The sequence below is a fragment of the Tabrizicola flagellatus genome, from assembly GCF_008271465.1.
GTDB lineage: Bacteria > Pseudomonadota > Alphaproteobacteria > Rhodobacterales > Rhodobacteraceae > Tabrizicola > Tabrizicola flagellata.
Map to the genome: position 1 here is coordinate 80,211 of NZ_VMDU01000006.1, position 22,076 is coordinate 102,286.

Sequence of the window (22,076 nt, forward strand, 5' to 3'; positions counted from 1 at the left end):
TCCTTATCCGATAAGTGTCCGGGCTGCCTTCGCGGCGGCTTCGGCCGTGATACCGAAATGGGCGTAAAGCGCGGGCGCGGGGGCCGAGGCGCCGAAGCCGGTCATGCCGACGAAGGCATCGCCTTCGCGCAGCATCGCGTCCCAGCTCTGGCGGATCGCGGCCTCGATCCCCACCCGCGGGGCCTGTCCCAGGACCTCGGCGCGGTAGTCCGCGGGCTGGGCGGCGAAAAGCTCGAAGGACGGTGCCGAGACGACGGCGGCGCGGATGCCGGCGGCGGCCAGCAGGTCGGCGGCGGCGAGCGCGATCTCCACTTCCGAGCCGGTGGCCATCAGCGTCACCTGCCGGTCCGCAGCCTCGCGCAGGATGTAGGCCCCCTTCGCCGTCAGGTTCTCGTCGGCCAGGCGGCGGACGGTGGGCAGGTTCTGACGCGACAGCGCCAGAAGTGTGGGCGTGGCCTGCGAGGCCAGCGCGATCTCCCAGGCCTCGGCGGTTTCCACCGCATCGCAAGGGCGGATGACCGTGAGGTTCGGAATGGCGCGAAGCGAGGCGAGGGTTTCGACGGGCTGGTGGGTCGGACCGTCCTCGCCCAGGCCGATCGAGTCATGCGTCATCACATAGGTCACCGGCACGCCCATCAGCGCGGCCAGCCGGATCGCAGGGCGGCAATAGTCCGCGAAGGCAAGGAAGGTGCCGCCATAGGCCCGGAAACCGCCGTGCAGCGCGATGCCGTTCATCGCGGCGGCCATGCCGTGTTCGCGGATGCCGTAGTGAATGTAGCTGCCAGAGTAATCGGTGCGCGACACGGGCCGCTGGACCTTGGCCTTGGTCAGGTTCGATCCGGTCAGGTCGGCCGACCCGCCGACGACGAAGGGCAGCGCCTCGGCCACCACCTGCAACGCCATTTCGCTGGCCTTGCGGGTGGCGACCTTGGGGGCATCGGCCAGAAGCCTTGCCTTGTGGGCGGCCATCGGCGCCGCAAGCGCGCCCGCATCTGCCGCCTGCGCCGACAGGAAGGCCTGGCGATCGGGGGAGGCTGCCAACCGCGCCTCCCAGTCGGCGCGGGCGGCAGCCCCCCGCGCGGCCACCTTGGCCCAGGCCGCACGGATGGGTTCGGGGATGTCGAAAGGTTCGGAAGTCCAGCCCAGATGGGCGCGGGCGGCGGCGATCTCGGCCTCGCCCAGGGGCGCGCCGTGGATGTCATGGCCACCCTGCTTGTTGGGCGCGCCATAGCCGATGACCGACCGGCAGGCGATCAGCGACGGGCGCGGATCGGCCATGGCGGCCGTGATGGCCGCGGCGATGGAGTCCATGTCATGCGCATCGCAGCTTGCGACATGCCAGCCCGCCGCCGCGAACCGCGCCTTCTGGTCGGTAGAGGTGGACAGCGCGGTGTCGCCGTCGATGGTAATGCGGTTGTCATCCCACAGCACGACAAGCCGGCCGAGGCCGAGATGCCCGGCCATGTCGATGGCTTCGTGGCTGATCCCCTCCATCAGGCAACCGTCGCCGGCAATCACCCAGGTCCAGTGATCGACAAGCCCCGGAAAGCGCGCGGCGGCCATGCGTTCGGCCAGCGCCATTCCGACGGCCGTGGCGATGCCCTGCCCCAGCGGCCCGGTCGTGACCTCGACGCCCTTGGCATGGCCGTATTCCGGGTGGCCCGCAGTGCGCGCACCCAGTTGGCGGAAGGACCGGATCTGGTCGATCCCCATGTCGGAATAGCCGAGAAGATGGTTGATCGCGTATAGCAGCATCGAGCCATGTCCGGCCGACAGGACGAAACGGTCGCGGTCGGGCCAGCGGTCGTCGGCCGGGTCCAGCGTGATGAACCGGTTGAACAGGACGGCAGCCACATCGGCCATGCCCATCGGCATGCCGGGATGGCCGGAATTCGCCTTCTGCACGGCATCCATGGCAAGCGCGCGCAGCGCATTGGCCATGTCGCGCTCGCTGACGATCGGTGCGGGGTTGTTCATGGCATCCTCCCTCAGGCGCGCTTGCTGTCGCGGATCAGGCGTTCGATCAGCGGGGTCAGGATCAGCTGCATCGCCAGATCCTGCTTGTTTCCGGGGATCACGATGGAATTGGCGCGGCTCATCCACGACCCGTGGATCATCGAGACGAGATAGGGGAAGTCGATCCCGCGCGGATTCCTGAAGCGGATCACGACAAGGCTTTCGTCCGGCGTCGGGATCCAGCGCGCGATGAAGGGGTTCGAGGTATCGACCACCGGCACGCGCTGGAAGTTGATGTCGGTTTCGGTGAACTGCGGGGTGATGCAGTGCACATAGGCATGCATCCGGCGCAGGATCGTGTCGGTGACGGCTTCGGTCGAATAGCCGCGATGGGCCCGGTCGCGATGGATCTTCTGGATCCATTCCAGGTTGATGACCGGGACGACGCCGATCTTCAGGTCAGCCAGGGCGGCCAGGTTCACCTTGTCGTTCACAACCGCGCCGTGCAGCCCTTCGTAGAACAGCAGGTCCGACCCGTCCTCGAACGGCGCCCAGGCGGTGAAGTTGCCGGGCGCGACGCCGGTCCTTGCCGCCTCGATCTCGTCATGCACATAGGTCCGGGTACGGCCCTTGCCGGTTTCGCCATACTCTCGGAACACCCGCTCCAGCTCTTCCAGCTCGTTCGCCTCGTAGCTGAAATGCGAGAAAGTGAGGTCCCCTTCGGCCGACCTGCGGGCCAGTTCGGCCTTCATGTCGGCGCGATTGTAGCGGTGGAAGGCATCGCCCTCGATCGAGACCGCCTTGATTCCCTCGCGGCGGAAGATCTGGTCGAAGGTATGCTTCACGGTGCTGGTACCCGCGCCGGACGAGCCGGTGACCGAGATGATGGGGTGTTTCTTGCTCATGGGTCCTCAGTTCCGGAATAGTCCGCGCTTGCCGAAGAGTGCGGCTTCGGTTTCGGGCATGTCGTGATAGGCGGCGACGCGCGCGACCTTGCCGAGCGTGCCGAAGACGAAGGGGGTGCGCTGGTGCAGGCTGGTCGCGGCCTGTTGCAGGATCGGGTCGGTTCCGTCCGTGGCCCCGCCGCCGGCCTGGGTGACAAGCATGGCGATCGGCCCGCATTCGTAGATCAGGCGCAGGCGGCCGTTCTCGTATCCCTTCCGGTCGTCGCGCGGGTAAAGGAAGATGCCGCCGCGCGACATGATGCGGTGAACCTCGGCCACCAGGCTTGCGATCCAGCGCATGTTGAAGTTCTTGCCGCGCGGACCTGCGGCACCGGCAACCGCGTCGTCCACCCAGAGCTGGATCGGCTTCGGCCAGTGGCGATAGTTCGAGGCATTGATCGCATATTCGCTCGACTCGGTCGGGATCGTCACCTGCGGATCGACAAGCCTGAACCGGCCCGCCTCGACATCCAGCACATAGCGCTGCACGCCCTGGCCGAAGCTCAGCAGCATCGCGGTCTGGGGGCCGTAGATCACATAGCCCGCGCCGGCCTGCTCCGACATCGGGCGCAGAAAGCTGAGGTCCGGCTCGGCCGCCGCCGGAAAGATCCCGAAGATTGTGCCGATCGAAACGTTGGTGTCGATGTTCGAGGATCCGTCCAGCGGATCGATCGCCAGCGCCCAGGGTGCGGCCTCGTTCAGGACCACCACCGAATCCTGCTCCTCGGAGGCGAAATGGCGCACACCGCCCTTGCGGGCCGCCGTCAGGAACAGATCGTCGGCAATGACATCCAGCGCCTTCTGCTGATCGCCGTCGGCATTGGTGCCTGCGCTGGTTCCAAGCATGCCGTCAAGCCCGTTGCGCGAAATCAGCCTGGACAGCCGGATCGCAGCTTGCGCCATCTCCTCCATGAGAGGGCGCAGCGCCTCGGGCACATGAGCCGTCGGCAGAACCCCGTCGTCGCTCGCCATGGTCCTCCCCATACCTTGCGATGTCCTGGGGTCAGGTTGGACTTGCGTGGCCTGAGGGAAAATTTAATAGTTGTTATATCGCATTCAGAAAAATTTAAATGTCTCGGACAGACAGCATCACGCTCCGTCAGCTCCGCGCCCTTGTCGAGGTGGCTCGCCTGGGGTCGATGACTGCAGCCGGTCGGAAACTTGGACTCACGACTCCGGCAATCCATAGCCAGATCAAGAACTTGGAAGAAGCGGTCGGCACACCCCTGCTGCATCGCCATTCCGATGGGTCCGGCTCGGGACTGACCCAGGCCGGGGCAGTGCTGCTGGACGGGGCAACGCGGGTGGAGGGCGCTTTGTCGCAGGCGCTGGCCCGGATCGCGGCGCTGCAGGCGGGCAAGGAGGGCCGAGTCGTGCTGGGCGTCGTCTCCACGGCCAAGTATTTCGCGCCGCGGCTGGTCCAGACCCTGCGCCAGCTGCATCCGGGAATCGAGGTATCGCTTCAGGTCGGCAACCGCGAAGAGACGCTGCGCGACCTTGCGATGCAGAAGTTCGACCTTGTGATCATGGGCCGCCCGCCCCGGTCGCCGCCTGTCGACGCCCAGCCGATCGGCCCGCATCCGCATGGGCTGATCGCGGCGCCCACGCATCGCCTGGCGGGACAGAAGGCCCTGTCCGGCGCCGATCTGGCCGGCGAAACCTTCCTGTCGCGGGAAGAGGGGTCAGGCACCCGAATCCTGATGGAGCGCTATCTCGACCGGCTGGGCGACGGGCAGCCGTTCGACCTGGTCGAGATGGGGTCGAACGAGACGATCAAGCAGGCGGCGATGGCAGGTCTCGGGATCGGGTTCCTCTCGCTGCACACGGTGGCCGATGAACTGCGGACCGGAACCCTGGTCAGACTTGCCGCGCCGGGGTTGCCGGTCGAACGTCACTGGTTCCTGGTGCGCCCGCTTCAACAGCTGGAACTGCCGGCAGCCCGCACCCTCGCAAGGACGATCCTGAACCTGAATGGCACGTTCCTGCCCCAGGTTTCATGATCGATGCCCGCACCGAACAAGTCGGGGGTGGCCGAGTTCATCTGCGTCGCCAGCCGGACAGGCTTCGGCTCTGTCGCCTTCGCCCCTGGCGCAGCCTCCGGGCGCGGGATTCCGCAACCCTCGGACGGGTGCACAGGGACAGCAACCGCCGCTGGCCAGAGCCGGTGGCGAATATCCCGGCGGCAGATTCCACGGCCGCAGCCACGCACCCCGGACCCTGATCCCGCTGCCGCGCACCCGGCAAGAACCGGCCTTCAGAGAGACCGGCTAGGGCCCCGCCGCCGCTCTCGCGGTCAGTGACACGACAGGGCCGACCATGCCGAGAGGCAGGCGAAACGTGCCGCGCCACGACAAGCGCCGTCGCGCTCTGCGGCCTGTGCCGGTTCCCTGGCCACGGCTTCCGCGCCATGCGCATCGTGACCGACACTCGGCCGGCCTGCCGCGCCGGCTTGACCAGTTCGACAGATCAGAACTCCAGTCCGAATTCGGGGACACCCCGGCCTTGAAGAGGCGGGATGACCTTGCAGGAGGACACGGCTAGCCGAAAGCCTGCCACAAGAGCCGCAACGCCATCCCGGTCGAGGTGGCGACCAGAAGCGGCCGGATCAGCCGCGCGCCCACCCGCATCGCCAGCCGCGCCCCCAGGGTGGCCCCGGCGACTTGCGCTGCCGCCATGGCCAGACCCACCGCCCACCAGGTCGCGCCCGAGAAGACGAAGACCGCAAGGCTGCCAAGATTCGAGGCGAAGTTCAGCATCTTGGTATGCGCCGTCGCCTTCAGCACGCCGAAGCCGGCCAACAGGACGAACCCCATCATGAAGAATGACCCGGTGCCGGGGCCGAAGAACCCGTCATAGGCGGCGATCAGCGGAACGGCCGTGACGGCAAACACCGCGGGCTTCATCCGCTCTGCCCGGGCGTCATCGGACAACCCCGGCTTCAGGGCGAAGAAGGCCGCGACCCCGATCAGGACGACCGGCATGACCAGGCGGAGCACCTCGGTCGGGATCATGTGCGCCATCAGCGCACCGGCCGCTCCGGCAAGCGCGCTGACCGCCGCCATCCAGAGCTGCCCCTGCGGCCTGACATGCCCCGCCCGGGCATAGGCAACGGTGGCCGTCGCCGCCCCGAAGGTGCCCTGCAGCTTGTTCGTCGCCAGCGCCTCGACCGGCGAGGCCCCGGCCAGCAGCAGCGCCGGCACCGAGATCAGCCCGCCCCCGCCCGCGATGCTGTCCACGAAGCCGGCGCAGAAGGCGGCAAGGATCAGAAGCAGGGCAAGATGCGTGGCGATCTCGAACATGACCCCGGCTTCTGGCCTGTTCCCGAACCGGGGGCAAGGGGCAGCCGGTGGCCACGATCGAGGCCGGGTGCGAGGGGACAGGTCGCTGCCTCCGGCGGGAGTATTTGGGAAAAGGGCAAATGCATCTTGCCCTTTCCAAAATACTCTCGGGGGTCCGGGGGTGAAACCCCCGGGCGCTGGGTCCGGGCGCTGGGCTCAGACCGGCGCGAACTCCTCGCGGCTATAGCCTTGCAAATAGAGCAGCGCCGTCAGATCGCCGTGGTTCACCCGGACCTCGCATTCGGCCTGCACCCGGGGCTTGGCGTGCAGCGCGACACCCGTCCCGGCGGCCAGCAGCATCGGCAGGTCGTTCGCCCCGTCGCCCACCGCAAGCGCCTGGGCAGGGGCGAGTCCCAGCCGCGCGGTGATCTCGGTCAGGGCCTGCAACTTGGCCTCCTTGCCGAGGATCGGCTCGGCCACCGTCCCCGCGAGCCTGCCTTCGGCGACATGCAGCCTGTTGGCCCGGTTCTCGTCGAACCCCAGCTTCTCCGCCACCGCCGCCGTGAAGGCCGTGAACCCGCCCGAGACCAGCGCCGCATAGGCGCCATGCGCCTTCATCGTCGCCACCAGCACCCTGCCCCCCGGCATCAGCGTGATCCGGTCGCGCAGGACCTGTCCGATCACCGCCTCGGGCAGGCCTTTCAGCAGGCCCACACGCTCGCGCAGTGCGCCCTCGAAATCCAGCTCGCCGTTCATCGCCCGGGCCGTGATCGCGGCAACATGCGCGCCGACGCCAGCCTCGTCGGCCAGCTCGTCGATGCATTCCTGCCGGATCATCGTCGAATCCATGTCCGCGATCAGCAGGCGCTTCTTCCGCCCCTCGGCGGGCTGCACCACCATGTCGATGCGCAGCGCCTGAAGGTCCGCCCAGACCTGCCAGCGGTTCTCCGGCACCGTCTCAAGATCGAACTCGGCCGCCACGCCCGGATCAAGCCAGCGCGCCTGACCGCCACCCCAGGCATTGCGAAGGCTTTCCACAGTCACCCGCTCCAGCACCGGGGTTTCGGGGTTGGTCAGAAGCGTGACGACGAACATGGGGGCAGGTTTCCGATAGTGAACAGGCGCGTCGCTTTTTCGCGACCAAGCGTCGGACTAGCGCGATTTTTCCGCTTGCGCCAGAGCGGGCGGGCCATTACCCACGGCGGCGGGACACCCTTCCCCAACGAAGGGCTTTTAGCTGGAAGGCTACCATGACTGACCTGACCCCGCCGGCCAAGCGCCCGGCCAATCCGCGCTTCTCCTCCGGCCCCTGCGCCAAGATCCCCGGATATTCCCTCGACATGCTGGCCGATGCCCCCCTCGGGCGGTCGCACCGCGCCGCCGTCGGCAAGGCCAAGCTGAAAGAGGCGATCGACCTGACCCGCGAAATCCTCGGCGTCCCCGCCGACTATCGCATCGGCATCGTGCCGGCCTCGGACACCGGGGCCGTGGAAATGGCGATGTGGTCGCTGCTCGGCGCGCGCCCCGTTGAAATGCTGGCCTGGGAAAGCTTCGGCGAGGGCTGGGTCACCGATGTGGTCAAGCAGCTGAAACTCGACGCCACGGTGCGCAAGGCGCCCTACGGGCAGATCGTGGATTTCGCGCAGGTCGATTTCGACAGGGACGTGGTCTTCACCTGGAACGGCACGACCAGCGGAGTGCGCCTGCCCAACGGCGACGCGATACCGGCCACCCGCGCAGGGCTGACAATCTGCGACGCGACCAGCGCAGCCTTTGCCATGGACCTGCCCTGGGACAAGCTCGACGTCACCACCTTCTCCTGGCAGAAGGTCCTGGGCGGTGAGGGCGCCCATGGCGTCCTGATCCTGAGCCCCCGTGCCGTCGAACGTCTGGAAAGCTACACCCCCGCCTGGCCGCTGCCCAAGATCTTCCGGCTGACCGCCAAGGGCAAGCTGATCGAAGGCATCTTCCAGGGCGAGACGATCAACACGCCGTCCATGCTGGCGAACGAGGATTACCTCGTCGCGCTGAAATGGGCCAAGTCGATCGGCGGCCTGCCGGCGCTGATTGCCCGCGCCAATGCCAACGCCAAGGTCGTCTGGGACTTCTGCGCCCAGAACCCCTGGATCGCGAACCTGGCCGAAGACCCCGCGACCGCCTCGACCACCTCGGTCTGCCTCAAGTTCACCGATCCCCGCATCACCGATGGCGAGGCCTTCGCCAAGGCCGTCGCCAAACGGATCGAGAAGGCCGGCGCGGGCTTCGACCTCGGCGCCTACCGCGACGCGCCCCCGGGCCTGCGGATCTGGTGCGGATCGACGGTCGAGACGGCGGATGTCCAGGCGCTGATGCCCTGGATCGCCTATGCCTTCGAGGCCGAGATCGCCGCGCTCGCACAGGCCGCTTGAGTCCCCGCCCCGGACCTGATCCGGGGCCTCCCCTCATCACACGAGGTCCCGGGTCAGGCCCGGGACGCGATGTCCCCGAACACACAGGTTCCGAACATGCCCAAAGTCCTCGTTTCCGACGAACTTTCCGAAACCGCCGTCCAGATCTTCCGCGACCGCGGGGTGGAGGTGGACTACATGCCGAAACTCGGCAAGGACAAGGAAAAGCTGGCCGAGATCATCGGCCAGTATGACGGCCTCGCCATCCGCTCGGCCACCAAGGTCACCGAAAAGCTTCTGGAACGCGCCACCAACCTCAAGGTCGTCGGCCGCGCCGGGATCGGGGTGGACAACGTGGACATCCCGGCGGCGTCCAGGAAGGGCGTCATCGTGATGAACACGCCCTTCGGCAATTCGATCACCACGGCGGAACATGCCATCGCCATGATGTTCGCCATTGCTCGGCAAATCCCCGAAGCCAACGCCTCTACCCACGCCGGAAAGTGGGAAAAGTCCAGGTTCATGGGGGTGGAGCTGTTCAACAAGACCCTCGGCGTGATCGGCGCGGGCAACATCGGCGGCATCGTCTGCGACCGCGCGGTGGGGCTGCACATGAAGGTCATCGCCTACGATCCCTTCCTGTCCGAGGATCGCGCGAAACAGCTGGGCGTCCACAAGGTCGAGCTGGACGAGCTTCTGGCCCGCGCGGATTTCATCACGCTGCACGTGCCGCTCACCGACAAGACCCGCAACATCCTGTCGCGGGAGAACCTTGCGAAGACGAAGAAGGGCGTCCGCATCATCAACTGCGCACGCGGCGGGCTGATCGACGAGGCGGCGCTGCTCGACGCGCTGAACTCCGGCCATGTCGCAGGTGCGGCGCTCGATGTGTTCGAAGTGGAACCCGCCACCGAGAACCCGCTCTTCGGCCATCCCAACGTCGTCTGCACCCCGCACCTCGGCGCCTCGACCACCGAGGCGCAGGAGAACGTGGCGCTGCAGGTGGCCGAGCAGATGTCGGACTACCTCCTGACCGGCGCGGTGCAGAACGCGCTCAACATGCCGAACGTGACGGCGGAAGAAGCGGCGATCATGGGCCCCTGGATCAGACTGGCCGGTCATCTGGGCAGCTTCATCGGCCAGATGACCGAGGAACCGATCCGCGCCATCAACATCCTCTACGACGGCCGCGTGGCCGAGATGAACCTCGCCGCGCTGAACCAGGCGGTGATCGCGGGGGTGCTCAAGGCGCAGAACCCGGACGTGAACCTCGTCTCTGCCCCCGTCGTGGCCAAGGAGAAGGGCATCCAGATCTCCACCACCCGGCAGGAAAAGACCGGGGTGTTCGACGCCTACATCAAGGTGACGATGGTCACGGACAAGCGCGAACGCTCGGTCGCGGGAACCTGCTTCAGCGATGGCAAGCCGCGGTTCATCCAGATCAAGGGCATCAACATCGACGCCGAGATCGGGGCCCACATGCTTTACACCACGAACGAGGACGTGCCGGGCATCATCGGGCTTCTGGGGATGACCATGGGCAAGAACAACGTCAACATCGCGAACTTCACCCTCGGCCGGTCGGGCGTGGGCCAGGACGCCATCGCGATCCTCTACCTCGACCAGCCGATCGACCCGAAGGTGATCGAGACGCTGGAAGGCACCGGCATGTTCCAGCAGGTCAAGGCGCTGCAGTTCGACGTCTCTTGACCTGCCTTGCAGCTTGCCCCTTTCCCAAATACTCCACGGGGGTCCGGGGGTGTGAAACCCCCGGCTTCCTCCGGTCGGACCTGACAGATGCACATCTACGCCATCGGCGACATCCATGGTCAGCTCGACCTCCTGCGGGCCGCGCATGACCTGATCGCCGATGACATGGCGCTCCACGGTTCCGGGCAGGTCGTCCATGTCGGCGATCTTGTGGATCGCGGCCCGGACAGCCGGGGCGTCCTCGATTTCCTGATCGCAGGTATCGCCGAAGGCCGCGACTGGGTGGTGCTGAAAGGCAACCACGACCGTATGTTCACCCGCTTCCTGCGCAACCCGTGGGAACCCGAGCCCGGGCTGCGGGCGGAACTTTCCTGGCTGCATCCCCGCCTCGGCGGGTCCGACACGCTGCGGTCCTATGGTGTGGCGAAGGCCGGGGACCGGCCGATCGACAAGGTCCATGCCGAGGCGCTGGCCGCCGTGCCGAAGGCCCATGTCCAATTCCTGACCACCCGCCCGACCCTGCACCGCGCGGGCGAGGCCGCCTTCGTCCACGCCGGCATCCGCCCCGGCGTGCCGCTGGAAGACCAGAGCGAAACCGACCTCGTCTGGATCCGCGAACCCTTCCTCAGCGAAGGCACCAGCTTCGGCCCGCTGATCGTGCATGGCCACACCGCCATCGAGGCCGCGACCCATTACGGCAACCGGCTGAACCTCGACAGCGGCGCGGCTTATGGCGGGCCGCTTTCGGCCGTGGTGATCGAAGGCCGCGAGGCCGCCCTCCTCACCCCGCAGGGCCGCCGTGTCCTGCCGCAGCCGCAGGTCCGGGGCGCCTGGCCAGCCTAGGGATGTTCGCGCCGGATCAGCCGCTTGACCGACCGGCCGCCAAGATAGCCGAAAACCGCGACGGCCAGCCCCGCGACCTCGGCGATCGCCGGGCCCTTGGGGATGCCGCGCACGACCAGGGCCACGCCCATCAGGGACAGCCCGCCCAGGCTGGCCCAGAGCCAGAACCACAGCTCGCCCCGCGTCGGGCCGAAACGCCAGGGGTTCTTCTCGTCCATCGCCTCGCCTCCTGCACGGCCGCCACAGCGGGCCGGATTTCGTCAGGGTAATGCACACCGCACTTTACCGGAACCGGGCGGCATGCTTGCCTGCCGGCCATGACCGACACCACCGCCCGCGACCGCCTCACCCCGATCCTGATCACCCTCGGGCTCATCCTGCTTACGGCCGCCTGGCTTCTGTGGATCGGTCGCGCGCCGATCTGCACCTGCGGCTACGTCAAGCTCTGGCACGGCGAGGTCGTCAGCGCCGAGAACTCGCAGCACCTTTCGGACTGGTACACGCCCAGCCACATCATCCACGGCTTCCTGTTCTATGGCGCGCTCTGGCTGGTCGCCCGGCGGCTTTCCTTCGGCTGGCGGCTGGCCCTTGCCACGCTGATCGAATGCGGCTGGGAAATCATCGAGAACTCGGATGCGGTGATCGAACGCTACCGGACCGTCACCATCTCGCTGGACTATTATGGGGATTCGGTGATCAACACGATGTCCGACGTCGCGGCGATGATCCTGGGCTTCTGGCTGGCCAGCCGGCTGCCGGTCTGGGCCACCGTGGCCCTCATCATCCTGTTCGAGGTGGCGACGGCCCTGATCATCCGCGACGGCCTGGCGCTGAACGTGCTGATGCTACTTTACCCGGTGGACTGGATCGCCGACTGGCAGGCGGCGCGCCCGGTCTAAGAATTTTCGTCGAAAATTCTTAGACCCGCATCCGGCGCAGCGACAGCACCGCAGCCAGGCTCAGCCCCAGCAGGATCCCGGCCACCAGCACGAAGAATCCCCGCTCGCCCAGGGCGGCGCTGACCGGCGCCAGGATCAGCGGCGTGGTGATCGCGCCCACCAGCCCCGCGGCGACGATGGTCGGCGGCACCCGGATGTCCTCGCCCATCTTGCCGCTGGCGGTGACGTAGTAGCCCGGAAAGAACACCCCGGCCGAGGCGCCCATCGCCACGAAGAACACCGCGGGCGACAGGACCGCCGCGCCCAGCGCGAACAGCGCGGCCGAGCCGATGGCGGCGGTGTAAAGCACGAAGGGCTCTACCCGGTGCGCGATGAAGATCAGCCCCACGCGCGCCAGCAGGAACACGACGAAGAAGGCGCTGAGAAGCTGCGAGGCCCGCACCTCCTCCACCCCCGCCCGGATCAGCGCCGAGGGACCAAGGCCGGCAAGGCTCGCCTCCATCCCGATGGCGACCATGCCGAAGGCCAGGATCCCCCAGTGCGGCCGGAAGGCCCGCACTTCGCCCGCCGGTGCCGCCGCGACCCGACCGGCCGGGCCGGCCAGCGCGAAGATCGCCAGAAGCGCCAGCGCCACCGCGCCGAAGGTCCAGGCCGGGTCGCTGCCCAGCCAGACAAAGACCAGCGGCGCGGCAATGGCGCCGACCCCGAAGGTCGCGTTCAGCAGGCTCAGCATCGACGGCCCCTTGGCGCCGAAGGCCCGCATCACGCGCGGGTTGAACACCGCCGTCGCCATGCCGTAGCCCACACCGAAGAGCGCGCCGCCGGCCAGCGTCAGCCACCAGCCCGGGCCCGCCGCCATCACCGCCGTCCCGGCCGCCATCGCCGCCAGGGCGTGCCTCGGCCCGATCCGGGCGCCGAGCAGATACATGATGCCCACGCCAAGGAAGCAGCCCACCCACAGAAGCGCGACGAACAGCCCCGCCTCGCCCTCGGTCAGGGAAAACTCGCGGACATAGACCGGCAGCACCGGCCCGAACAGCGCCTGCCCCGCCCCCATCAGGATGAAGGTCGCCACCCCGGCGAAGAGAAGCCCGGCATGGGCGCGGATCAGGTCGTTCAAGATCGGTCTCCCGTTGATCCGCCCCGTCTCCCCCGGCTGTTAGCGCATGTCAATGGCCGCCGTGACGCGACGTTTCCTCACCCTTCGCTCCGCCCCTGGTGCATGATGGGCCAAACACCGGAGGCCCCCATGACCGAGATCCACATCCTTTCCGCCGCCCGCACCGCCATCGGCGGCTTCGGCGGCGCGCTGTCCGCCCTGCCGCCCATCGACATCGCCACCCATGCCGCTAAGGCCGCGCTGGACCGCGCGGGGGTTGAAGGCGGGCAGATCGGTCAGGTCGTCATGGGCCATGTCATCAACACCGAACCGCGCGACATGTATCTTTCCCGCGTCATGGCGATGAACGCCGGCATCCCCGAGACGACGCCGGCGATGAACGTCAACCGGCTTTGCGGTTCGGGCGCGCAGGCCGTGGTCTCGGCGGTGCAGGCGCTGATGCTGGGCGATGCCGAACTGGCGCTGGCGGGCGGGGCGGAATGCATGAGCCGCTCGCCCTATATCCTGCCCGCCGCCCGCTTCGGGCAGAAGATGGGCGATACCCGCGCGCTGGACATGATGACCGGGGCGCTGACCTGCCCCTTCGGCACCGGGCACATGGGGGTGACGGCCGAGAACGTCGCCGCGCTGCACGGTATCAGCCGCGAGGATCAGGACGCCTTCGCGCTGGAAAGCCAGACCCGCGCCGCCCGCGCCATCGCCGAAGGCCGGTTCCGCGACCAGATCGTGCCGGTCGAGGTCGGCGGCCGGAAGGGCCCGGTGACCTTCGACACCGACGAACACCCCAAGGCCACGAGCGCCGAGGCGCTGGCGGGTCTGAAGCCGGTGTTCCAGAAGGACGGCACGGTGACCGCCGGCAATGCCTCGGGCATCAACGACGGCGCCGCCGCGCTGGTCCTGTCGCGATCCGGCAAGGGCAGCCGGGCGCGGATCATGGGCTATGCGCTGGCCGGGGTGGACCCGAAGGTCATGGGCCTCGGCCCGATCCCGGCGGTGCAGGCGCTGTGTGCGAAGCTCGGGGTCAGGCCGCAGTCCTTCGACGTGGTGGAATCGAACGAGGCCTTCGCAGCCCAGGCGCTGGCCGTGTCCCGCGCGCTGGACCTCGACCCCGCGCGGGTGAACCCCAACGGCGGGGCGATCGCGCTGGGTCATCCGGTGGGGGCGACCGGGGCGATCCTGGTCGTGAAGGCGCTGCACGAACTGGAACGGACCGGTGGGCGCACCGCCCTTGTCACCATGTGCATCGGCGGCGGCCAGGGGATCGCGCTGGCCATCGAACGCGCCTGAGCGATTTCTGTGCAGAAATCGCGTCGGAGCCTGCAAGGCTCCGGTCCGGAGTTTCCATGAAACTCCGGTGCTACCGCAGCCGCACCTGCACCCGGTCGGACCGGCCCTCGGCGTCGATCACGCTGAGGGTCACGAAGCCCGCACCCGGCATCGCCAGCATCGCCTCGCGCGCCTCGGAGCCGACGACCACCGGCACCCCGTCGGCGAGCCAGGTGAAGGGTGCGGTGCCACCCGCGACCTTGACCTTCAGCCCGGCCGCCAGCAGCTCCACCTCGGCACCGTCAGGCGGGAAGGCCACGGCGGGGGCATCCGCCGCCTCGGCAAAGGCCGCCGCGCGCGACCGGAAGCGTTGCAGCGGCTGCGGCAGCGCGGCGTTGGCGACCAGCAGGGTCGCCGGCGGCGCGGGGGGCTGCGGGTCGAGCTTTCGCTTCAGCCGGTTGAAGGCCTGGAACAGCACCGGGGCCGCCACATCCGCGCCGAAGGCCCCCGGCACGGGCGTCCCGTCCGCCCGGCCCATCCAGACCCCCACCACATGCCGGCCGTCATAGCCGATGGCCCAGGCATCGCGGTGCCCATAGGAGGTGCCGGTCTTGTAGGCCAGCCGGTTCGCCGGCGCGCCGGGTGGTGGGGCCAGTCCAGCCAGAATGTCCCCGACCTGCCAGGCCGCCACGGAGGAGACCAGCCGCTGCCCCTCGGCCCCCTCGGCCCCGAGCCGCCAGGTCAGCGGCCGCGCCACCCCACCGCGGGCCAGCGCGGCGTAAAGCTGCACCATGTCCTGCAGCGTCACCCCCACCCCGCCCAGCGCGATGGCCAGCCCCGGCTGATCGCCCGGAAAGACCGGCTTCATTCCCGCCTTCTCCATCGCCGAGATCAGTTTCGCCGGCCCCAGCGCCTCGGTCAGTTCCACCACCGGGATGTTGCGCGACAGCTGCAACGCCTCGCGCATGCGGATCGTGCCGAGGTAGAGCCGGTCGAAATTCTGCGGCGCGTAGGTGCCGAAGCGCATCGGCCGGTCCTCGATCATCGTCTCGGGATGGGCCAGCCCCTCGTCGAAGGCCAGGGCATAGACCAGGGGCTTCAGCGTCGATCCGGGGCTGCGCAGCGCCTGGGTCATGTCCACGAAGCCCTGCCGCAGATCGGCCTGATAGCCCGCCGAGCCGACCGAGGCCTGGATCTCGCCCGAGGCATGGTCGGCCACCAGGATAGCCACCTGCAAGGCCTCGCCCCGGCCGGCGACTGCCTCGGCCGCCAGCGCCTCGAGCCGGCGTTGCAGGTCGCCGTCCAGCGTCAGTCGGTGCTGCCCATCCTGCGGGCGTTCGGCGCGGACCCGGTCGGCCAGATGCGCGGCGAGCGCCGGGAAGGGCTGACGCAGGCCCGGCACCGCCTCGCGCCGGGCGGCCTCGGCGGTTTCGGGGTCCAGCACCCCCGCCGCCACCGCGCGGGCGAGCACCCGGTTCCGCGCGGCCTCGGCCCGGTCGGCGGCGCGGTCGGGGCGGCGGCTTTCCGGGGCCTGCGGGATCGCCACCAGAAGTGCGGCTTCGGCCGGGGTCAGGCGGGCGGGCTCCTTGCCGAAATAGCTGATCGAGGCCGCGCGCACCCCTTCGAGATTGCCGCCGAAGGGCGCGAGATGCAGGTAAAGCTGCAGGATCTGGTCCTTCGACAGCCGCCGCTCCAGCGCCAGAGCCACCCGCATCTGCCGAAGCTTGCCCGCGACCTTGCCGGTCGTCCCTTCCTCCAAGAGCCGCGCGACCTGCATCGTCAGCGTCGATCCGCCCGAGACGACGCGCCCGTTCCGCGCCGCCTGCACCACCGCCCGCGCCATCGACCGCATGTCCACGCCGCCATGGTCGCGGAAGCGGCGGTCCTCGTAGGCCACCAGCATGCGCAGGTAGAGCGGGTCCACCCTGTCCGGCGGCAGGGCCAGCCGCCAGCGGCCATCGGCAACCGTATAGGCGCGCAAGAGGTCGCCGTCGCGGTCCAGCACCTCGACCGACATCTCCACCGCAAGGGGCGGCAGGACGGTCGCGTCGATGAAAGCGTCGAACCGGTCCCGTCCAAGCGCCCCGAGCCACAGGCAGGCGGCCAGCGCCAGCACCCAACCGGCGCGCGGAAACCGGGGGGCCGAAAATTCTTCGGCGAAGAATTTTCTTCCGCCCCGCGTCATGGCCGCCTCCCGCCCCGGCTCAGGGCGTGACCGTCAGCGTCCCGGTCGCGCTCCGGGCGCGGAAATCGGGGCGATACATGTCCTCGACCGAGGCCGCCGGATGGTGGAACCTGCCCGGGCTGATCGCGCGCACGACATAGGCGAGCTTGAACGGCGCATCCGACCGCCAGTCGATCGCGGCCAGGAAGCGGTCCTGCCGGAACTCGGCATGGGCCACGTCCTGCACCGCATCCAGCCAGCCCAGTTCCGAGGTCGAGCCCGCCGACATCAGGTTCGGGTTGTCGATCTCCAGACCCGCGGGCAGGGGATCGCTGACCATCAGCCGCGCCTCGCCATAGGCGAAGGGCGTGACCTCCAGCACCACCACCAGCCGGGTGCCCGCCGCCACGCTGCCGGGCGAGACCTCCTGACCGTCCATCGTGTAGTAGGTCCGGGTGATCGCATAGCCGTTGCCGCCCGCGGGCTCGGGCTCGGCCGGGACGCCATAGGTCGTCACCGTGACGCTGGTGTCCGGCCCCTTGTTGCGCACGACGACCGGGGTCGCCGCGCCGGCCTCCAGCACGCGGACCAGCGGACCCTCGGCGGGCTGGCCGTCGATTGTGATGCCCTCGGCCCCCGGCCGGTCGATCAGCGCGTTGGTGGCCAGAAGCGCCCAGGTCGCCTCCTGCGTCGAGAGGTTGGTGCCCTGCGCGGCCAGCCGGTCGGTCAGCGCCTCGCGGTCCACCGCGTTCGACCCGGCCTCGACCGCCAGCGTCAAGAGCGCCGCCGTGTCGCGGTAGCGGGTGCCGTAGTCCACCCGCCAGACCTGGCCCTGCTCCGGCCCCTGCGCATCCAGCTTGGCGAGCGCCTTGCGGAACATCGCATCCGCCCGCGACTGGTCGCCGTAGGAGGCCAGCGCCGCCGCCAGCTGCGCCTGCGCCAAGGGCGTCGCGAAATCGTCGCCCTTCACATCGGCATAATAGCGCAGGTCGCCCACCGCCGCCGCGCCCTCGCGCGCCAGCACCATCAGCGCATAGGCCAGCGCCTCGCCGCCGCCGTTGGCCTCAGCGCTGAAGTCGGGCGCATAGTTCACCTGGTTGCGCAGGTTCGCCAGCGCGTTGCGGAACGCGAGGTCCGGCACCGTGTAACCCTGCGCCCGCGCCCGGCTGAGGAAGTCGGTCACATAGGCGTCCAGCCAGAAATCGCCCTGCTCGGGCCCCCAGAGCCCGAAGCCCCCGGACGAGGACTGGTTGGCCAGGATCTCCACCACCGCCTCGTCGATCCGGGTCTGGATGTTCTCGGCCCCCTTCAGGTCCATCACCCGCGCCACCTGGTCGAAGTACAGCAGCGGCAGCGCCTTCGAGGTGATCTGCTCGGTGCAGCCATAGGGATAGCGGTCAAGGGCCGCCAGCAGTCCCGGCGCGTTCAGCCGCGCGATCGGGCCCACCGCCATCACCGCCTTGCCCGACCCCGGCACGAGTCCCGCGAACACGTTGCCGTCGAAGGTGAAGCTCTGCCCCGAAGCAAGCTCCACCCGGCTGATGCGGGCAACTTCCGGGTCGTTCACCTGCACCGGGATCGTCAGCGTCTTCTTCAGCACCTTGCCGTCCGGCGTGGTCAGGCTGATGTCGATGCTCTGCACGCCCACATCCCCCGCCGTCACCGGCACCTCGAACACCGCCTTGGCCTTCTCGCCGAGGTCAAAGCCCGAGGGCACCGCGCCCAGCGTCAGCCCGTTCGCCGTCACGTCGAGGCTCATCCGCCCCGCAGGCCCGGTGGCATGGACCACCTCCAGCAAGAGCCGCGACGTGTCGCCCGGCGACAGGAAACGCGGCAGGCTGGCCGTCAACACCACCGGGTCACGCACCAGCACATCCGCCGATGCCTGCCCTACCCCGGTCTTCGACCAGGCCACGGCCATCACCTTCACCGTGCCGTTGAAGCTCGGCAGGTCGAACGTCGCCCGCGCATAGCCGTCCGCGCCCACCTCGACCGGGCCGGTGAAATAGGCCACCAGCTCCTCTGTCGGCGGTGGCGCCTGCAACCGCGCCTGCGCGCCCGCGTCGCCGCCCGAGCGGACCTCGCCGGTCGCGCCGTTCAGCCCGTCGATCAGCCGACCGTAAAGGTCGCGGATGCCCACGCCCAGCCGGCGCTGGCCGAAGTAGTGGTCCTGCGGATCGGGGGCCTTGAACCCGGTCAGGTTCAGGATGCCCACATCCACCGCCGCGATGGTGACATGGGCCGTCTCGCCCGCCGTCACGCCCTCGACCTTCACCGCCACGTCCAGCGGCCCGCGCGGCGCAGCCTCGGCCGCGACCTCGACCTTGGCCGACAGCGCCCGCGCGCCGGGGTCGATCTTCGCATGGGTCAGCCCCAGCGCCCGCGCCGGGTTCCGCCCTGCCGCCACATCCATCGGCCGCAGGACCGAGGCGGTGACATAGACCCCCGTGCCCCAGTCATCCGTCACCGGCAGCTGGAGCAGGTTCTCGCCCTCCTTCACCTCGACCGCCTGCATGGCGACCAGCCGGTTCGACAGCACCGTGACCAGCGCCGTCCCCGCAGCCCGCGGCACGACGCGCAAGGTCGCCGTCTCGCCGGGGCGATAGGCGGGCTTGTCCAGCGACAATTCCAGAGTGTCGGGGGTGGCCGAGGCATCGGCGGGCGCATACCAGCCCGCGTAGAATTCCATCGACGAGGCCGCCTTTCCGCCATCCGCCCGTTCCACCACGATCTCGTAGCTGCCCCACGTCACATCGGCGGCGATCTCCGCCGGCTGTGCACCGGGCCGGGCCTCGCCCTCGGCGACCAGCTCGCGGGTGACGACCGGCTCCCAGCTCCATTCGCCGAAGTTCTGATACCACTGATAGTCATACTGCACCCGGTTGACCTTCCAGCGCAGCGGCAGATCGACCGCCGTCTCGCCCGCGCCGACCGCGATCAGCTGGAACCGCGCCTGACCGCCCTCGGGCGCCACGCCGTCGAACAGGGGCTTGATGCCGATCATCGGCTCGGACGGTGCCAGCGCGCGAACCAGCTCGCGCTGGACCGGGCGCCCCGAGCCCTCGGCCACCCGCACCGTCACCCGCGCCTCGAGCGGGCGGAAGGGATCGGCGACCTCGGGCAGGGCGACAGGCAGGGTGGCAGCGCCGGCCTCGTCGGTCTCGGCCCCCTCCAGCGCAGCCATCTGGGCGCTGAAAGGCTGGTCGTGGCGGCCGAAGACATAGCCGGGAAACTTCTCCAGCCCTTGCGCCGCGCGCAACAGCACCTCGCCCTCGACCGCCAGCCCCGCGCCCGGCGCGCCGAACAGATAGCGCGCCGACAGGGTCAGGTCGGCGGGCGCGCCGCCGAGGGTCAGCGGCGCATCGCCCATGGCCAGGTCGAAGTCGATGCGTTCGGGCAGGAAGTCCTCGACCAGGAAGGTCTTCGCGGCAAGCGCCGGGGCTTCGACATCGGCGAAGATCTCCAGCCGCCACACCCCGCGCGGCGCGCTGCCGGCGATCTGCTGGCTGAACACGTAACCGCCGGCCCAGTCATTCACCACGGTCCGGGCATATTCCACCCCGTCCGGGCGCTTGAGCACCGCCGTCAGCGGCAGGCCCTCGACCGCCTTCTGTTCCGGATCGCGGGCCAGAGCGGTGACATAGACCGTCTCGCCCGCGCGATAGGCGCCGCGGTCGGTGGTCAGGAACACATCCACCGGCGGCGCGGCCTCGCGCCCCGCCACGCCCCGGTCGGACAGGTCGAACTCGGGGTCGGTCAGCGACAGGAAGGCGATGTCCTGTTCGCCGTCCTTCACCACCACCATCGCCGGGGCGCTGCCGCCCGTGCCGCGGGTCAGCGCCGGGTCGATGCGGGCATAGCCCTCGGTGTCGGTCACCCAGGTCGCCAGGACTGCGTTCGCCCGGTTCAGCAGCTCGACCGTGACACCGGCCTTGGCCTTCGCGGTGGACAGGCTGCGGACGAAGACATGCAGCCCGTCAACGCCCGACATGGTGGTCACGCCCAGGTCCGAGACCACGAACCACTGCCAGGCCGGAGGGATGTTGTAGGGGTCAACCCCCGGCACCTCGGCCTTGAGCGCATAGATCCCCGCCGGCTGGCCGGCCAGCGCCTCGCCCATCGGCAGGCGGGTGGTCACGTCGCGGTTGACCTCCTGCGCCACGCTGGCCGAGCCGGTCCAGAGCTTCTCGCCCACTTCGCCCGAGAAATACTCCTCGGAATAGACGTCGATCGGGGTGCCGAAGTAGTTGGTCTGGATCGCGCGCAAGAGGTTGCGGTCGGTGACGCGGTAGAGCGTCAGGTCCAGCCTTTCGGTGTTCACCGTCTGCACCGGCAGCGCCGGCTCGCCGGCCTTGGGCAGCACATAGCCCCGCCCGGGGAACTTCACGCCCGGATTGCGGTCGCGGACGTATTGCGTGATCTCGACCGACTTCGCCAGGGTCTGGCCATCGGCCGCCGGCAGCCCCTCGCGGAAGGTGATGCTGTAGCGCTTGCCGTGTTCCAGCCCCGCGACGCACAGCTGCCGCCAGCCGCCGTTCTCCACCACAAGGCCCGGATCCTTCAGTTGCACGAAGGTCGAATAATCCACCCCCGAGGCCACCAGATCCTCGCTGAAGGTCGCGCAGATGCGCGGGCGTGCCAGATCGGACTGCACCTGCGTCTCGGCAATGCGGAAGCCGTATTTGCCGATCGCCGCATCCAGAAGCGCCGCCGTGTCGGTCCGGTCCTGCAACGACTGCGCCAGCCGCAGCGCCTGCACCGTGTCGCGCCCGCGGCCGTTGCGCTCCAGCACATCGGCCATGGTCACCAGGATCGTGTGGCGCAGCGCCGGACTGTCCGCGCGCAGGTAGCCGTTCACCGAGGACAGCATCGCCTGGTAGAAGAAATAGCCCGACTGGTTCGGATCGGCCTTCCCGGCCTCAAGCTGCCGCCGCGCGAATTCGCCCCAGGTCGCCGCATCGTCGGTCCGGTTCAGCGCCGCCCCGGTGAAGGCCGCCGCCCCCGCCCAGTCGCCCCGCGCCTCGGCCTCGGCGGCCGCGGCCAGATGCTCCTCGGCGCTCCACGGCCCGGTGGTATGCTGCCGGCCCAGGCCCTGCGCCTGCTCGAAGGCGGGCTGGATGTCCCAGTCGGGCAGGAAGCCCAGCTCCTTCCGCCGCTCTGCCGCCGCCGCCCGTACCGCCGGATCGGTCTCGACCACCCGCGCCGAAAGGGCCCCGGCGAAGAACGCGCCCTCGCCGGGGCTGTTCTTCACGAAACACGACCCGTTGCGCGTGTTGAACACATAGGCCTCGCAGCGCGCATTGGTCAGACAGGCGCGCTCGCAGGCCTCGACCGTCGTGTCGAAGACCGAGGCAATGTCGCCCCCCGGCAGGTCCTCGTCCTGGGTGACGATGAATCGCCGCTCGGGGACGAGGTCCTGCGCCAATGCCCCGCCCGCAATGCCCAGAAATGCCGCCGCCACCGCAGCTTTCACAAACCCGCGCATCGAAATGCCTCCCTGACCGATCGG

At 69.1% G+C, this 22,076-nt stretch carries 15 protein-coding genes; 6 read left to right on the forward strand and 9 right to left on the reverse strand.

Features of this window, described 5'->3' with window-relative positions; all coding sequences use genetic code 11:
• Positions 1-3: 3 nt before the first annotated feature.
• From tkt to FL625_RS10825, 3 genes are read right to left on the reverse strand one after another with little or no spacing between them, the layout of a single operon-like run.
• Positions 4-1,977, reverse strand: coding sequence for a transketolase (tkt, locus tag FL625_RS10815; protein ID WP_200833934.1), 1,974 nt, complete (start codon positions 1,975-1,977; stop codon positions 4-6).
• Positions 1,978-1,988: 11 nt separating this feature from the next.
• On the reverse strand, positions 1,989-2,861 hold the full coding sequence (locus FL625_RS10820) for a phosphoribulokinase (protein ID WP_149588683.1): 873 nt from the start codon (positions 2,859-2,861) through the stop codon (positions 1,989-1,991).
• A gap of 6 nt (positions 2,862-2,867) precedes the next feature.
• Positions 2,868-3,872 (reverse strand): class 1 fructose-bisphosphatase, encoded by a 1,005-nt coding sequence (locus FL625_RS10825; protein ID WP_149588684.1) that lies wholly within the window; start codon positions 3,870-3,872, stop codon positions 2,868-2,870.
• A gap of 98 nt (positions 3,873-3,970) precedes the next feature.
• On the opposite strand from FL625_RS10825, the gene cbbR reads away from it, so the two are divergent.
• Positions 3,971-4,900: a LysR family regulator CbbR gene (gene cbbR, locus FL625_RS10830; RefSeq protein WP_149588685.1), complete on the forward strand. Its 930-nt coding sequence runs from the start codon at positions 3,971-3,973 to the stop codon at positions 4,898-4,900.
• A 537-nt stretch (positions 4,901-5,437) separates the two neighbouring features.
• Here the strand turns inward: cbbR and FL625_RS10835 are convergent.
• Both FL625_RS10835 and serB read right to left on the reverse strand, forming a co-directional pair.
• Complete coding sequence (locus FL625_RS10835) at positions 5,438-6,199, reverse strand: TSUP family transporter (protein ID WP_149588686.1); 762 nt, start codon at positions 6,197-6,199, stop codon at positions 5,438-5,440.
• 195 nt (positions 6,200-6,394) lie between these two features.
• Positions 6,395-7,273: a phosphoserine phosphatase SerB gene (gene serB, locus FL625_RS10840; protein WP_149588687.1), complete on the reverse strand. Its 879-nt coding sequence runs from the start codon at positions 7,271-7,273 to the stop codon at positions 6,395-6,397.
• A gap of 155 nt (positions 7,274-7,428) precedes the next feature.
• On the opposite strand from serB, the gene FL625_RS10845 reads away from it, so the two are divergent.
• The 3 genes from FL625_RS10845 to FL625_RS10855 all read left to right on the forward strand — a co-directional run bounded on the left by FL625_RS10845 (position 7,429) and on the right by FL625_RS10855 (position 11,118).
• Positions 7,429-8,586, forward strand: a complete 1,158-nt coding sequence (locus FL625_RS10845) for a phosphoserine transaminase (RefSeq protein ID WP_149588688.1) — start codon at positions 7,429-7,431, stop codon at positions 8,584-8,586.
• Positions 8,587-8,682: 96 nt separating this feature from the next.
• Positions 8,683-10,275, forward strand: coding sequence for a phosphoglycerate dehydrogenase (gene serA / locus FL625_RS10850; protein WP_149588689.1), 1,593 nt, complete (start codon positions 8,683-8,685; stop codon positions 10,273-10,275).
• Positions 10,276-10,362: 87 nt separating this feature from the next.
• Positions 10,363-11,118, forward strand: coding sequence for a metallophosphoesterase family protein (locus FL625_RS10855; RefSeq protein WP_149588690.1), 756 nt, complete (start codon positions 10,363-10,365; stop codon positions 11,116-11,118).
• Here the strand turns inward: FL625_RS10855 and FL625_RS10860 are convergent.
• Positions 11,115-11,336 (reverse strand): hypothetical protein, encoded by a 222-nt coding sequence (locus FL625_RS10860; protein ID WP_149588691.1) that lies wholly within the window; start codon positions 11,334-11,336, stop codon positions 11,115-11,117. The two genes, FL625_RS10855 and FL625_RS10860, sit on opposite strands and share 4 nt — an antisense overlap.
• Before the next feature lie 99 nt (positions 11,337-11,435).
• On the opposite strand from FL625_RS10860, the gene FL625_RS10865 reads away from it, so the two are divergent.
• On the forward strand, positions 11,436-12,017 hold the full coding sequence (locus tag FL625_RS10865; protein ID WP_149588692.1) for a DUF2585 domain-containing protein: 582 nt from the start codon (positions 11,436-11,438) through the stop codon (positions 12,015-12,017).
• Positions 12,018-12,036: 19 nt separating this feature from the next.
• Here FL625_RS10865 and FL625_RS10870 read toward each other — a convergent pair whose 3' ends face one another.
• Entirely contained in the window at positions 12,037-13,137 is a 1,101-nt protein-coding gene (locus FL625_RS10870; RefSeq protein ID WP_149588693.1) for an MFS transporter, read from the reverse strand.
• A gap of 129 nt (positions 13,138-13,266) precedes the next feature.
• Between FL625_RS10870 and bktB the strand changes: the two genes are divergently transcribed.
• On the forward strand, positions 13,267-14,424 hold the full coding sequence (gene bktB, locus FL625_RS10875; RefSeq protein WP_149588694.1) for a beta-ketothiolase BktB: 1,158 nt from the start codon (positions 13,267-13,269) through the stop codon (positions 14,422-14,424).
• Positions 14,425-14,494: 70 nt separating this feature from the next.
• Here the strand turns inward: bktB and pbpC are convergent, their stop codons facing one another.
• Entirely contained in the window at positions 14,495-16,588 is a 2,094-nt protein-coding gene (pbpC, locus tag FL625_RS10880) for a penicillin-binding protein 1C (RefSeq protein ID WP_149588695.1), read from the reverse strand.
• 19 nt (positions 16,589-16,607) lie between these two features.
• Positions 16,608-22,052 (reverse strand): alpha-2-macroglobulin family protein, encoded by a 5,445-nt coding sequence (locus FL625_RS10885; protein ID WP_149588696.1) that lies wholly within the window; start codon positions 22,050-22,052, stop codon positions 16,608-16,610.
• Between the last annotated feature and the right edge of the window lie 24 nt (positions 22,053-22,076).